The 14,597-nt window shown below is 56.3% G+C and carries 9 protein-coding genes; 2 read left to right on the plus strand and 7 right to left on the minus strand.

What is annotated here, in order from left to right; genetic code table 11:
* Positions 1-14: 14 nt before the first annotated feature.
* The 7 genes from ACZ1HV_RS07510 to chvE all read right to left on the minus strand — a co-directional run bounded on the left by ACZ1HV_RS07510 (position 15) and on the right by chvE (position 9,136).
* On the minus strand, positions 15-1,523 hold the full coding sequence (locus ACZ1HV_RS07510) for an aldehyde dehydrogenase (NADP(+)) (RefSeq protein WP_472717735.1): 1,509 nt from the start codon (positions 1,521-1,523) through the stop codon (positions 15-17).
* Positions 1,524-1,549: 26 nt separating this feature from the next.
* The gene (locus tag ACZ1HV_RS07515; protein WP_472717736.1) at positions 1,550-2,473 is read right to left on the minus strand and encodes a Gfo/Idh/MocA family protein; all 924 of its coding nucleotides are present in this window, start codon (positions 2,471-2,473) and stop codon (positions 1,550-1,552) included.
* The gene (gene araD / locus ACZ1HV_RS07520) at positions 2,473-4,215 is read right to left on the minus strand and encodes an L-arabinonate dehydratase (protein ID WP_472717737.1); all 1,743 of its coding nucleotides are present in this window, start codon (positions 4,213-4,215) and stop codon (positions 2,473-2,475) included. The genes ACZ1HV_RS07515 and araD overlap by 1 nt, the downstream gene beginning before the upstream one ends.
* A gap of 3 nt (positions 4,216-4,218) precedes the next feature.
* Complete coding sequence (gene araD1, locus ACZ1HV_RS07525; protein WP_472717738.1) at positions 4,219-5,214, minus strand: AraD1 family protein; 996 nt, start codon at positions 5,212-5,214, stop codon at positions 4,219-4,221.
* Between the two features lie 3 nt (positions 5,215-5,217).
* Positions 5,218-6,462, minus strand: a complete 1,245-nt coding sequence (mmsB, locus tag ACZ1HV_RS07530; RefSeq protein WP_298983130.1) for a multiple monosaccharide ABC transporter permease — start codon at positions 6,460-6,462, stop codon at positions 5,218-5,220.
* 12 nt (positions 6,463-6,474) lie between these two features.
* Positions 6,475-7,989, minus strand: a complete 1,515-nt coding sequence (mmsA, locus tag ACZ1HV_RS07535) for a multiple monosaccharide ABC transporter ATP-binding protein (RefSeq protein WP_472717739.1) — start codon at positions 7,987-7,989, stop codon at positions 6,475-6,477.
* An 82-nt stretch (positions 7,990-8,071) separates the two neighbouring features.
* Positions 8,072-9,136, minus strand: coding sequence for a multiple monosaccharide ABC transporter substrate-binding protein (gene chvE, locus ACZ1HV_RS07540; RefSeq protein ID WP_298815611.1), 1,065 nt, complete (start codon positions 9,134-9,136; stop codon positions 8,072-8,074).
* 157 nt (positions 9,137-9,293) lie between these two features.
* Here chvE and ACZ1HV_RS07545 point away from each other — a divergent pair, with 157 nt between their 5' ends.
* Both ACZ1HV_RS07545 and ACZ1HV_RS07550 read left to right on the plus strand, forming a co-directional pair.
* Positions 9,294-10,250: a LysR substrate-binding domain-containing protein gene (locus tag ACZ1HV_RS07545; RefSeq protein ID WP_298958573.1), complete on the plus strand. Its 957-nt coding sequence runs from the start codon at positions 9,294-9,296 to the stop codon at positions 10,248-10,250.
* 546 nt (positions 10,251-10,796) lie between these two features.
* Positions 10,797-14,555, plus strand: coding sequence for a LamG-like jellyroll fold domain-containing protein (locus ACZ1HV_RS07550; protein ID WP_472717740.1), 3,759 nt, complete (start codon positions 10,797-10,799; stop codon positions 14,553-14,555).
* The last annotated feature ends 42 nt before the right edge of the window (positions 14,556-14,597 follow it).

Raw genomic sequence — 14,597 nt, forward strand, 5'->3', positions numbered from 1 at the left:
TTTCGACGTTTGGATCAGCTTTCCGGCAGCAGCGTGCCGGGCAGGTTCTGATAGCAAACCGGCCGCAGGAACCTGCGAATTGCCAGCGTGCCAACCGAAGTCGCACCGAAGTTCGTCGATGCCGGATATGGACCGCCATGAACCATGGCATCAGCGACCTCAACACCTGTTGGAAACCCGTTTGCCAGGACACGGCCCGCCTTGCGTTCAAGGACTGGCATCAACGTGCGTGCAAGCGCGGTGTCCCCCTCTTCCAAATGCAGCGTGCAGGTCAGTTGACCATCGAGGCTCTTGGCGATCTCAACCATCTGCGCGTCATCTTTCACGCGCACGACAATGCCGAGCGGGCCGAAAACCTCTTCCCCGAGCTGTTCGTTTTCCAGCCAGGCTTCACCTGTCGTTTCAAAAAGATAGGGAGAAGCTTCCCGGGCATCACAGCTGGTACCCATCAACTCCCGGACGCCGGTGGTACCGGCAACAAGCTGACTGCCTGACCGGAAGGCTGCCGCGATACCGTCCGTCAACATGGTTTGCTTGCCAACTTCATTTAGAGCCGCAGCCGCAACTTCGACGAAAGCATCGGCATCAGGACCGTCAACAAGGATGACAAGACCCGGATTGGTGCAGAATTGACCTGCTCCCATGGTCAGCGACCCCGCCCATCCCTTTGCGATGGCCTCACCTTTGCCCGAAAGCGCCGCGGGCAGCAGGAACATCGGATTGACAGATCCCAGTTCACCGAAGAACGGGATTGGAACCGGGCGCTGCGCGCAAAGATCAAACAACGCGCGGCCACCCCGCAAGGAACCTGTGAAACCGACAGCGCTGATCAACGGGTGCTGCACCAGCGCCTGCCCGACTTCGTAGCCGTCTCCCTGGATAAAGGAAAACACGCCAGGATGCAGGCCGCACGATTTGACCGCAGCCGAAATCGCCTCAGCGACAATTTCACCCGTCCCCGGATGCGCCGGATGGCCCCTGACCACAACGGGACAACCTGCTGCAAATGCAGACGCCGTGTCGCCACCCGCAGTCGAAAAGGCCAGAGGGAAATTGGATGCACCGAAAACCGCGACCGGCCCGATCGGTCTTTGCACCAGTTTCAGGTCAGGGCGCGGCAAGGGTTGACGGTCTGGAAGCGCCTCGTCGTGGTGCTGATCCAGGTAATCACCTTTGAGAATATGTGCGGCGAACAAACGAAGCTGACCCGTTGTGCGGCCACGCTCCCCATTGAGGCGCGCTTCAGGCAGCCCAGTTTCGGATGTCCCGATCTCGGTGATGGCTTCGGCCCGCACTTCGATTTCATCTGCAATTGCATTCAGGAACTTGGCCCTGTCCTCACGCGAGGAATATCCGAAGGTCCAGAACGCTTCCTCAGCCGCGCGGCAAGCCGCATCCACCTGAGCAACCGTACCTGTGGAATAGCTATGAGGTGTCCCCTGCGCGGGCTGAGACAGGAACGAAGCGTCGCTCCCAACCCATTGACCTGCAACGAGTTGCTTTCCGTGAGGCATAAAAGTCATGTCAAACCTTTTGGTTTTGTAACTGATCAATAGTGAAAGGCGTCAGTGGTGAGCCTGCGGCCCAGTGAAAACGCATCGCAGACATGGATTATAGGGTAAAGATCCATATCACTGTTACCGTGTCTGATCAGTTCTGCCATGCGGGCATAGAGATTGGCATATTCGTGGTCCGCGCCTTGTTTCACCAATGTGCCGTCAATTTCGAGCTTTGCACCGCCATCTGAAAGCTTTGCACTTCCCTGGTCGGTCTCCACATCGATATCCCAGGCCTGCGGCCCGTCTTCTCTCCAGTCGAAAACTGCGCGCATGTCTGCGCCGGTGGGGTCGACGAAGGTCAGATCCGCTGCAATTGGTGTCGACCTGTTCTCCGGAAATTCAAGTGCGGCTTCGCTCAAATGAACAGGATACGGCAAGATTTCAGTCAGGATCGACAAGGCATTGATGCCAGGATCGAACACCCCCATGCCACCCGGCTCCCAGATCCACTCCTGACCTGGATGCCAGCGGCGGACATCTTCTTTCCAGGTAATCATCAGTTTTCGGATGACGCGGTTCGACAGCCAGGACTTCAAGTCCGGTACACAATCGGAATAGCGTGAATGCCATGTCGCGAAAATCGAAACCCCTTGTTCCTTCGCCAGGTTCTCGAGCGTGAAGCACTCGGCAAGGCTTTGTCCAGGAGGCTTTTCCAGCATCACATTCTTGCCTGCATGCAGCGCCTTGGCCGCGTACTCAAAACGAGGCTGAGGCGGAATGGCCAGAGAGATCGTGGTGATGTCGGGCCTGCGGTCCAGCAGCTCGTCAAGCGTTTCGAAGTTATCAAGGCCATCAATGGAGGCATGCCTGCTGACCGCAGCTTGCAGCGACCAGTCCGGATTGTTCTCGATTGCCGGAATATGCTGGTCCCGGGCAATCTTGCCAATGCCAACCAGCGCCAGTTTTTCTGCCATCAGTGGGAGTCCTTTGGCACCGCGGAACCGCGGCAACCTCTCAGAAAATCAAAGTCAGCGCCTGTGTCTGCCCCTTCGACATGGTCGTGAAACAGGCGGGCGTAGCCGCTTTCCGGGACATGGTGCGACGGTGTCCAAGCGGCCAACCTGTCTACTAGCTCAACCTCGGATATGTCCAGATGCAATCGACGGTTTGGAACATCCAGTTCGATCATGTCGCCTGAGCGAACGACGGCAAGCGGGCCTCCGGCGGCAGCTTCGGGCGACGTATGCAGCACGACTGTTCCATAAGCCGTCCCGGACATGCGGGCGTCGGATATGCGCACCATATCCGTAATTCCTTTTTTCAGAACCTTAGGGGGAAGCCCCATGTTGCCGACCTCGGACATACCGGGATAGCCCTTTGGGCCGCAATTCTTGAGAACCATGATACACGTTTCATCGATGTCGAGGGCTTCGTCGTTTATCTTTGCCTTGTAGTCATCAATGTCTTCAAACACCACGGCCCTGCCTCTGTGCTGCATCAGGTGCGGAGATGCTGCGGAAGGTTTAAGGACCGCACCGCTTGGGGCCAGATTGCCTTTCAGAACGGCAATACCGCCTTGCGATGTAAGGGCGCGGTCAACCGGCAGGATGACGTCTTCATTCCAGTTTCGGGCGTCTTTCACCTGGTTCCAAATCGGTTCGCCGGCAACTGTTATTGCCTCCTTGTTTAGCAGGTCTGCATCACCAAGACGCTTGAGGACGACGGGGAGACCACCTGCATAGAAGAACTCCTCCATCAGGTATTTGCCGGACGGCATCAGGTTGACGATCGTCGGAATGTCCTTGCCGAAACGATCCCAATCCTCAAGCGACAAATCCAGACCAACACGTCCGGCAATGGCAAGCAGATGGATCACCGCGTTGGTTGACCCCCCTATTGCGCCATTGGTGCGGATCGCGTTTTCAAAGGCTTCTCGTGTCAGGATGTCCGACGGTTTCAGATCGTCTTTCACCATTTGTACGATGCGGCGACCGGACAAATGCGCCATCACCCGGCGACGGCTGTCGACAGCAGGGATCGCCGCATTGCCAGACAAGGCCATACCGAGAGCTTCCGTCATGGAGGCCATGGAGGATGCCGTTCCCATAGTGTTGCATGTTCCCGGAGAGCGGCTCATAGCCGTTTCTGCTTCGAGAAACTCCTCCTGTGTCATCTCCCCTGCTTTGACGGCTTCTGAATACTTCCACAAATGTGTTCCTGATCCGACCCGCTCTCCCTGGAACCAGCCGTTCAGCATGGGGCCACCGGTGACCACAATGGCCGGCAGGTCGACAGACGCCGCCCCCATCATCAGTGACGGAGTGGTCTTGTCGCACCCCACAAGCAAGACGACCCCATCCAACGGCGCACCGCGGATGGCCTCTTCGACGTCCATGCTGGCAAGATTGCGGAACATCATGGCCGTCGGGCGCAGAGTGCTTTCGCCTGTCGAAAAGACCGGAAATTCGACAGGAAACCCTCCAGCTTCGTAAATCCCGTGTTTGACCCGTTCTGCCAGATCCCGCAAATGCGCGTTGCAGGGTGTCAATTGCGACCAGGTATTGCAGATGCCGATCACGGGACGGCCATCGAACAAGTCATCAGGTAGGCCCTGATTTTTCATCCAACTGCGGTGATAGATGTGATCGCGGCCCGTGCCACCGAACCATTCGGCCGAACGCAGTTTGCGCGGCCACTTTGCGGGTTGGAAAACCATTGGCTAGAGAACTTTCACAAGTGTGGCTGCGTTTTCGTCCGCGCGAAAAGCAAGACGGTTTTTGAGGGGAACGCCAAAACCTGGCGCGGAAATCTCAACTTCATCGCCTTCTTCGCAGGAAATACCGTCGGCAAATGAAAGCGTTGCCGTACCGAACATGTGCACATGAACATCACCAGGCTGACAAAACAGCTCATATTTGAAGTGATGATGTTCCAGATTGGCCAACGAGTGAGACATGTTCGCCTCACCCGACAGGAACGGTTTTTCCCAAAGGACACTGCCGTTCCGCAATATCCGGCTTGTCCCCTGGACCGTTTCCGGCAATGACCCGACCAGCAGCTCCGGCCCGAAGGATGCAGGTCGCAGTTTGGAATGCGCCAGATAAAGGTAGTTCTGCCGTTCCATCACATGGTCGGAGAATTCATTCGCGAGCGCAAAGCCGACCCGGTAAGGCGTGCCGTCTTCTGCAATCACGTATATGCCGGCAATTTCAGGTTCTTCGCCACCATCTTCGCTGAAGCCTGGGCTGACCAGTTCATCCCCCGGCGCGACGGCAGCGCTGCCATTGCCCTTGTAGAACCATTCGGGTTGAACACCCACGTGTCCCGGCTTTGGACGTCCGGCTTCCAATCCCATGTGAAACATTTTCATGGAATCTGTAAGGTTGTCGTGATCCTCTTTCACCTTGTTGTGCATCGCATCGCGCGTTGACGCAGACCCAAGGTGCGTCAAACCCGTACCGGTCAAATGCATGTGCGCAGCGTCCGGATGGTGGATCGGCAGCAGCAGCCGGTTTTCTTCCGCAAGCTTTTCAAGATCGACAGCAGGTCCAAGGTCATGTGACCTGATACACGATGTCAGGCTCTGCTCGCGGCTGATTGCTTCTTTCACCAGGTGGTAACTTGATGGCACATCTTTCAGGATCGAGGCTTCGCTGCCGTTCCGAACGACAACGGCAAGTTCACCTGAATCGTCTCTAATTTGCGATATCAGCATCACCTATCCCTGCTTGTTTTTGTTGTAGACATCGAAGATGACGGCAGCGAGCAGTACGAGGCCCTTGATCATCTGCTGATAATCAATCCCGATGCCCATGATCGACATGCCGTTGTTGAGGACACCCATCAGAAACGCGCCGACGACCGCCCCGACGATGGTGCCAACCCCGCCAGACATCGATGCGCCGCCGATAAAGACCGCTGCAATCACATCCAGTTCCAGTGCAAATCCTGCCTTGGGCGTTGCCGTGTTGAGCCGCGCTGCAAACACCAGACCTGCAGCTGCCGCCAGAACGCCCATGTTGGTAAAGGCCAGAAAGGTAAGCCGTTCAGTCTTGATACCGGACAGTTTGGCCGCTTTCTGGTTGCCTCCGAGCGCATAGATACGCCGTCCGACAGTGGTGGTTTCGGTGATGAAGGCGTAGATGATCGTCAGAACGCCCATCGTGATCAAGACGTTTGGCAACCCCCGGAACAGGGAGAGTTTGTACATCACGAAAATGAGTGCCGCGGCGACAATGACATTGCGCGCAATGAAGAAGCTCTTGGGCTCATCTTCAATGCCATAGACCTTGTTCTGCGCCCTCTGCCGCAGACCAAGCCAAACGACAAGAGCTGCAGCAACAAGCCCGGTTGTGAGTGCCAGCACATTGACTTGCCGGGCTCCGAACAGATCAGCCAGTCCCTGACCAAGGACTGCCGGAAAAACGTCAGGCACAAACCCCGTCGCGATGATCTGGAATTCCTTCGGAAACGGTCCGACCGACTGCCCCTGCAGGAGCCAGAGCGACAGCCCCCGAAACACCAGCATTCCGGCGAGTGTGACGATGAAGGACGGGATCTTCCAATAGGCAACCCAGTAGCCTTGCGCCGCGCCAATGAGACCGCCAGCAACGAGGCACGTCAGAATGGTAAGAAAAATGGGCTGCTCAAAATTGACGATCATCACGGCAGCGAGCGCGCCGATGAACCCCATGACAGACCCCACCGAAAGATCGATATTGCCGGACACGATCACGACCAGCATACCGAGCGCCATGATGATGATGTAGGAATTCTGCAGCAACAGATTGGTGATGTTCACTGCGCGCAATAATGTGCCGTCCGTAACGATCTGGAAGAAAACCATCACGGCGATCAGCGCGAACAGCAAACCATACTGTCTTAAATGAGAAGACAGATATTCGCCGATACCCTTGGTTTCCACCGTCGTTGTCGATTGGCTATCGTTTTTTGCCAAGTCCATGGATAATGCTCGCTATTCGTTGACAATGAGCGACATGATGCGCTCCTGGCTTGCCTGGTCGGCGTCGAGTTCACCCACCAGAGCCCCTTCGTTCATGACGTAAATTCGGTCGCACATGCCGAGCAGTTCAGGCATTTCCGATGAGATCATCAGCACGCCCTTTCCGTCCGCCGCGAGGTCGTTGATGATCGTGTAGATCTCGTATTTCGCGCCGACATCTATGCCTCGGGTCGGTTCATCCAGGATCAGAACCTCAGGCGATGTGAAAAGCCACTTCGCCAGAACCACCTTCTGCTGATTGCCTCCTGACAAATTGACCGTTTTCTGAAACACCGACGGCGTACGGATCGCCAGAACTTCGCGGTACTTTTCAGCAACGCCGGTTTCCTCGTTGCGCTTCAAAATGGACCCGGTGGATACGCCTTTCAGATTGGCGAGCGTTGTGTTGAAACGGATCGTTTCATCCAGCACCAGACCCAGCGCCTTTCGGTCTTCTGTGACATAAGAGATGCCCGCTGCGATGGCGCGGTCGACCGAACTGACGTCGATCTCACCGCCATGCAACTCGACAGATCCTGAAATATTCCGTCCATAGGAGCGACCGAATATCGACATAGCGAGCTCTGTACGGCCTGAGCCCATCAGGCCGGCGATCCCGACCACTTCGCCGGCACTAACGTTGAACGAAGCGTTTTTGATGATCTGGCGTTCGGCATGTTCGGGATGCCAGACGTTCCAGTTCTTGACTTCAAAAAGGCGTTTTCCTGGCGTTCGGTCGTGATCCGGAAAGCGATGGGTCATGTCCCGCCCGACCATGTCCCGAACGATCTCGTCCTCGCTAAGACCCGCTGCTGCATCCAGATTTGAAACCGTCTGGCCATCGCGGATGACAGTTACGCTGTCGGCGACATAACGCACTTCATTGAGTTTGTGCGAAATGATGATGCTCGTCACGCCCTGCGCCTTGAGCTCAAGCATCAGATCCAGCAGTTTACGGCTGTCATTTTCCTGAAGCGCTGCAGTCGGCTCGTCCAGAATGAGCAACTTCACATCCTTGGAAAGAGCCTTGGCGATCTCAACCAGCTGCTGCTTGCCAACGCCGATGTTGTCAACCTTGGTGGTGGGCGCTTCGCTCAGTCCTACTTTTTTGAGAAGCTCCTCGGTCCGTCTGTTTGTCCGGCGCCAGTCAATCACTCCCCTGGAAGCACACTCGTTTCCGAGAAAGATGTTTTCCGCGATGGAAAGTTCGGGCACCAGGGCCAGTTCCTGATGGATGATGATGATGCCTTGTTTTTCACTGTCGGAGATCCCCCCGAACCGGGCCGGCTGCCCGCCAAAAACGATCTCACCGTCATATTGGCCATGAGGATAAACACCAGAGAGCACCTTCATCAGGGTCGATTTCCCTGCACCGTTTTCCCCGACGATCGCATGGATCTCACCCGCCTGGACGTCGAGACTGACCTGGTCGAGCGCCTTCACGCCTGGAAAGGTCTTGCTGATGTTTTGCATGGAAAGGAGTGCCATTGCCTCCGGTCTCCAACTTACGTGACAAACCCGCCCGCGAGCACAAGCTCGCGGGCGACCTGGTTGCTGTGTCGTCCGGTGATTATTTGATCTGGTCTTCGGTGTAGTAGCCGCTGCCGATCAGAATATCTTCCCAATTTCCTGCATCGACCGCGACCGGTTCCAGAAGATAAGACGGCACCACCTTGACACCGTTGTCGTAGGTTTTTGTGTCGTTGATTTCAGGCTCTCCGCCATCAAGCAAGGCATCCACCATGCCGACTGTCACGCGGGCAAGTTCTCGGGTGTCTTTGAAGACTGTGGAGTATTGCTCACCTGCCAGAATGGACTTCACCGAAGGCACTTCCGCGTCCTGACCGGTCACGATTGGCATTTGCTGATCGCCGGAACCGTAGCCGACGCCTTTCAGCGACGACAGAATACCGATCGACAAACCGTCATAAGGGCTCAGCGCGCCGTGCAGGGGCTTGTCCGTGTAGTGGGCGGACAACAAGTTGTCCATGCGGGCCTGTGCGACAGCACCGTCCCAGCGCAGGGTTCCGACCGTGTCCATGCCCATCTGTCCGGACTGGACAACAACCGTGCCGTCGTCGATCAGTGGCTGCAGGACGGACATGGCACCGTCGTAGAAGAAATAGGCATTGTTGTCGTCGGGTGATCCGCCAAAAAGTTCGACATTATAGGGGCCATCGCCAAAACGCTCTTTAAGGCCGCCAACCAGAGACGTCGCTTGCTGAACACCGACCTTGAAGTTGTCGAATGTTGCATAGTAGTCGACATCCCCACTGTCGCGGATCAGCCGGTCATAAGCGATAACTTTAATGCCGGTCGCTGCGGCGTTTTCAAGGGCATTGGACAGTGTCGTCCCGTCGATTGCTGCGATCACCAGCACATCCACACCTTTGGTGATCATGTTTTCGATCTGTGCCAGCTGGTTCGGAATGTCGTCCTCAGCGTATTGCAGATCAGCGGAATAGCCTGCCTCCGTGAACTGTTCGACCATCGAATTTCCGTCGGAAATCCATCGCGCCGAAGACTTGGTCGGCATTGCGATACCTATGGACCCTTTATCCTGCGCCAGAGCAACGCCGGACATCACGGTAGCAGCAGCCGCTGCCGCGACGAGTGCCTTTGAAATGAAATGCATCTTTTTCCTCCCGGGCCGGATCCCAGCCGACCACAATCTGTTTCGGTCCCCAAAAGAACGACCGGCTTTGTAGATGTGAGAAAAATTACATGACCGTCAAATTATTATTCGTTATTCTCTCATACCAGAACTGATATGTATTGGAGTGAACCTTCAAATGACACTGGATCTGTTACGGCGCGGTCTGAAAATGTCTCATTTGCGCCTGTTGTCGGAGCTCTCCAATCAGTCACGCCTAACAGATGCCGCCATCGCGCTCGGCATGACACAACCGGCCGCTTCTCGCCTCATTGCCGAAATCGAACGGATTACAGAGGCTGAGGTCTATGTACGTTCGGGACGTGGGATCGAGCTGACGGATGTTGGCCGCAAACTCGCAGAACGCTGTGTCCGCATCCTTCAGGAATTCGCGGATGCCGGGCGAGATATCGAAGAGCACAAATCGGGTCAGAGCGGCCATGTCACAATTGGTTCGGTGACCGGGCCTGCCATCGAATATGTGCTTCCTGCACTGCGCCACATACGCCTCAGCTACCCGGACATCTCCATCTCTGTCGAAGTCGGGCCCAGCAACACGCTTGCGCCAATGCTTGAAGATGGTCGGCTGGACTTTTCTTTCAGCCGTGTACCTGCAGAGCTGGACCCTTCACTCTTTGAGGAAAAGCCGCTGCTGCGCGAGCCTGCACTTATGGTCGGCCGTATTGGGCATCCCCTCACCCGCAGCCAGTTTCCATTGGAGCTCGAGGCCTTTCTTGGTTTCGACTGGGTACTGCCACCGGTCGGGTCGCCGATCAGGGCGACTGCGGAACAGGCACTGCGCGACAAAGGCTTGGCGTTGCCGTCTCGTGTTCTGACAACTTCCTCATTCCTGTTCACACTCGCGAGCGTGCAACAGACCAACGCAGTGGCACCTGTTGCAAGATCGGTGGCAAACAGCTTTGCGACCCGGCCGGATGGCTCGCCTGGCACGGTAACGATCTTGGAATGCAGCGTATCGCTGTCCGTTCAGACCTATTCATTCCTGATGCGGAAAGGCCAGGTTCTGACACCGGCGGCCCAAATCGTCGCCCGAGAGGTTTTACGAGCTGTAACCGGACAAGAAAGGTATCCCTGAGCACTCCATCGCTGTTTGATCTGAAACGTTGATCCGCAACAGATGCCCGACATGTCAAATCGGCGACCTACTTCTGGTTCAGGCCCGCCTCGCATATCTCTTAAAACTGGCGCCTAAAAACACCCCGATATCACAACCGGAACACAACCATTTTTGGTTCGCGAAAGTTAAGCTCAAAACAAAATTTCAACGAAAAAGATTTATTCGAAATACAACAGCACCACCCTCTTTCAAAGTACTTCCCCTTACTCAAACAGCTTAATCAGCGAGCTTCAAATCTTCGTCCCAATCTAAAATCCATATTATTTACAACATCCTATCGAAAACGACACAAATCAGCTCATTACTTAAGTTACTTTGATCTAATTATTTTCCAATTATTGTAAATTTTTCGCCTCATTTCACCGTACTTTTCGCCTAATTAGCCCGAATACATTAAAGCCATAAAAATAATCCGCTGAATTTAATCGCTTAGACCCAAGAAGTTTCAACGCCGATCGTCTGGTCGGCGAACAGAGTTGTTTTGCCTAACAGGAGGGCAGGTTAGTGCACGCAAACGCAGTTTCCAATATTGGTTCCCCAGTCTTTGAAGTGTCAGAAAGCAGAACTTTTTCCGGTGAGAAGGGTGATTACCTGGATGCGGGCAATCCGGACAGTCTGAGCCTTGCGGCCGGGACGATAGCGCTCACCTTCAATGCGGAGACCGTCTCCGGTTCCAAGGCGCTCTTTTCCAAGGACGGCAACGGTTACGACGATGGCGGTCACCTCACCGTCTGGATCCAGAACGGACGCCTGGTTGTCCGTCAGCAATCCGATGACAAGACCGAATACCTCAAGGTCCCGGATCTCCAGCTGTCGGCCAACACCGACTATCACCTGGCCGTTTCCTTCGGCGACGATGGCCTCAACGTCTATGTCAACGGCAAGCTGTGGGCAGCAGAACCGGAGTTCAAGCAGGGCATGGACATGAACGAGCGCGCCTTCCTGGTCGGTGCGTCAGGTGCCTGGCGCAAGGATGATGCCCAGACGGCTCACCAGCAGTTCAAGGGCACCATTGCAAATGTCATGGTCTTCAACGAACAGATCGCTGGCACCGGCATGGCGGCCCTGGCCGGCGAAGTCGATGCCGCGTTTGAAGCAGAGGCGCTGGCAGCCCTGGCACAGGACGACCTGATGCCTGCCTTTCAGCAGCTCCATCACGGTTCCGACGAGGCCAAAGCCCTCGCCACGGCCTATGGCTTCAACCATCACGGTGAGATGACGGCTTCAGCTGCCGTCCAGACCGGAACCGATGCCGGAGAGACACTTGAGGGAACCGAGGACGCGGACGCAATCGACGCCGGTCTTGGCAACGACATCGTCAACGGCAAGGGCGGCAACGACATCCTCCAGGGCGGATACGGCAATGACGAGCTCAATGGCGGCGATGGCAATGATGTGCTGGATGGCGGTCACGGCGAGGACATTCTCAATGGCGGGGCCGGCAACGACCTTCTGATCTCCCGCTCCGACGGACGCGAGGGCCCTGTCGCGGAAGATCCGGACAGGGATGAAGGTGATCCTGACAACGAACTCACTAACGGCAAGCTCTATCCCGACCAGCCGATCCCGGCCGACGATCTCATGATCGGTGGAACCGGGGCAGACGTTTTCTACTTCCAGACCCTCATCAACGCCAAGAAGCGCTTCATTGAAGAACACACACAGGATGACGGCTCCATCCGGTGGCACGGGGTTGCCGGAGAAAACGCAAATATCCATGACCACTGGGTCGATATGCTGGGCGATGAAGTCATTGCCGACTTCTCAAAGGCGGAAGGCGACAGGATCGTCCTTGAAGGCCACACCACAAAAATCCGCTCCATCACCTATGGCGACAGCGACGGGGACGGTGTGGTCGATCATTCCCTGATCAGCGTCTATTCCGATCAGGGCAATGGCGGCGGTGCGCACAACAACGACGATCTGGGCACCATCAAGGTCTTCGGCGATCTCGTCACAAAGGCCGACATCTCAACAACGGCCAAACCCGCCTACGGCATCGTCAGGTCCATCGAGGATCTCGATGAAGCCCTCAAGCCGATCGAGATGGGCACCGACAGAGGCCCAATCGCTCCGCCCGACACCCTGCCGGGCAAAGAAGACCTGCCCCTCCCCCAAGGCATGAACCCAGTCCTTGCAATCGCTGGTGACAACACTTTTTCCGGTGAGAAGGGTGATTACCTGGATGCGGGCAATCCGGACAGTCTGAGCCTTGCGGCCGGGACGATAGCGCTCACCTTCAATGCGGAGACCGTCTCCGGTTCCAAGGCGCTCTTTTCCAAGGACGGCAACGGTTACGACGATGGCGGTCACCTCACCGTCTGGATCCAGAACGGACGCCTGGTTGTCCGTCAGCAATCCGATGACAAGACCGAATACCTCAAGGTCCCGGATCTCCAGCTGTCGGCCAACACCGACTATCACCTGGCCGTTTCCTTCGGCGACGATGGCCTCAACGTCTATGTCAACGGCAAGCTGTGGGCAGCAGAACCGGAGTTCAAGCAGGGCATGGACATGAACGAGCGCGCCTTCCTGGTCGGTGCGTCAGGTGCCTGGCGCAAGGATGATGCCCAGACGGCTCACCAGCAGTTCAAGGGCACCATTGCAAATGTCATGGTCTTCAACGAACAGATCGCTGGCACCGGCATGGCGGCCCTGGCCGGCGAAGTCGATGCCGCGTTTGAAGCAGAGGCGCTGGCAGCCCTGGCACAGGACGACCTGATGCCTGCCTTTCAGCAGCTCCATCACGGTTCCGACGAGGCCAAAGCCCTCGCCACGGCCTATGGCTTCAACCATCACGGTGAGATGACGGCTTCAGCTGCCGTCCAGACCGGAACCGATGCCGGAGAGACACTTGAGGGAACCGAGGACGCGGACGCAATCGACGCCGGTCTTGGCAACGACATCGTCAACGGCAAGGGCGGCAACGACATCCTCCAGGGCGGATACGGCAATGACGAGCTCAATGGCGGCGATGGCAATGATGTGCTGGATGGCGGTCACGGCGAGGACATTCTCAATGGCGGGGCCGGCAACGACCTTCTGATCTCCCGCTCCGACGGACGCGAGGGCCCTGTCGCGGAAGATCCGGACAGGGATGAAGGTGATCCTGACAACGAACTCACTAACGGCAAGCTCTATCCCGACCAGCCGATCCCGGCCGACGATCTCATGATCGGTGGAACCGGGGCAGACGTTTTCTACTTCCAGACCCTCATCAACGCCAAGAAGCGCTTCATTGAAGAACACACACAGGATGACGGCTCCATCCGGTGGCACGGGGTTGCCGGAGAAAACGCAAATATCCATGACCACTGGGTCGATATGCTGGGCGATGAAGTCATTGCCGACTTCTCAAAGGCGGAAGGCGACAGGATCGTCCTTGAAGGCCACACCACAAAAATCCGCTCCATCACCTATGGCGACAGCGACGGGGACGGTGTGGTCGATCATTCCCTGATCAGCGTCTATTCCGATCAGGGCAATGGCGGCGGTGCGCACAACAACGACGATCTGGGCACCATCAAGGTCTTCGGCGATCTCGTCACAAAGGCCGACATCTCAACAACGGCCAAACCCGCCTACGGCATCGTCAGGTCCATCGAGGATCTCGATGAAGCCCTCAAGCCGATCGAGATGGGCACCGACAGAGGCCCAATCGCCCCACCCGACACCCTGCCGGGCAAAGAAGACCTGCCCCTCCCCCAAGGCATGAACCCAGTCTTTGCAATCGCTGGTGACATTGCTCTTGACGGGAGCCGCGAGGGGCAGATTGCAGTTTCACACGACAAGGACATGGAGCTCAAAGAAGGAACCATTGCCTTTTCGTTCAACGCGAACTCCATTTCAGGTTGGGATGCTCTTTTCTCCAAGGATGCCAAAGGCAACGGCACCGGCGGACATCTGACGGCCTGGGTGACGGATGGGGGCGATGTCAAGGTCCGGTTCCAAAACGAGAACAGTGAGATCTGGTTAAAGGCCAAGGATGTGGTGGAGGCCGGCAAGGACCACGACTTTGCCTTCACATTTGGAGATGACGGGGCGTTTCTGTTTGTTGACGGTGTTGAGGTCGCGAGCGATGAGAACTTCCAGTCGGACTGGCTCGGCAACAAGGAATATCTGATGGTCGGATCCAATGGCTGGGGCAGCCCAGCGGGCGAAATCGGTTGGGCCAACAACCATTTTGATGGCGTTGTTTCTGATTTCATGATCCTGGACGACCAGTTAAGCGACCTTCAGATCCGGGACGACCTTTTCGCGTAGAACAATAAGAAGAAGAGGCTGGCAATGCAACGACGCCCCTCC

This window comes from Roseibium sp. JB4-4, assembly GCF_055693425.1.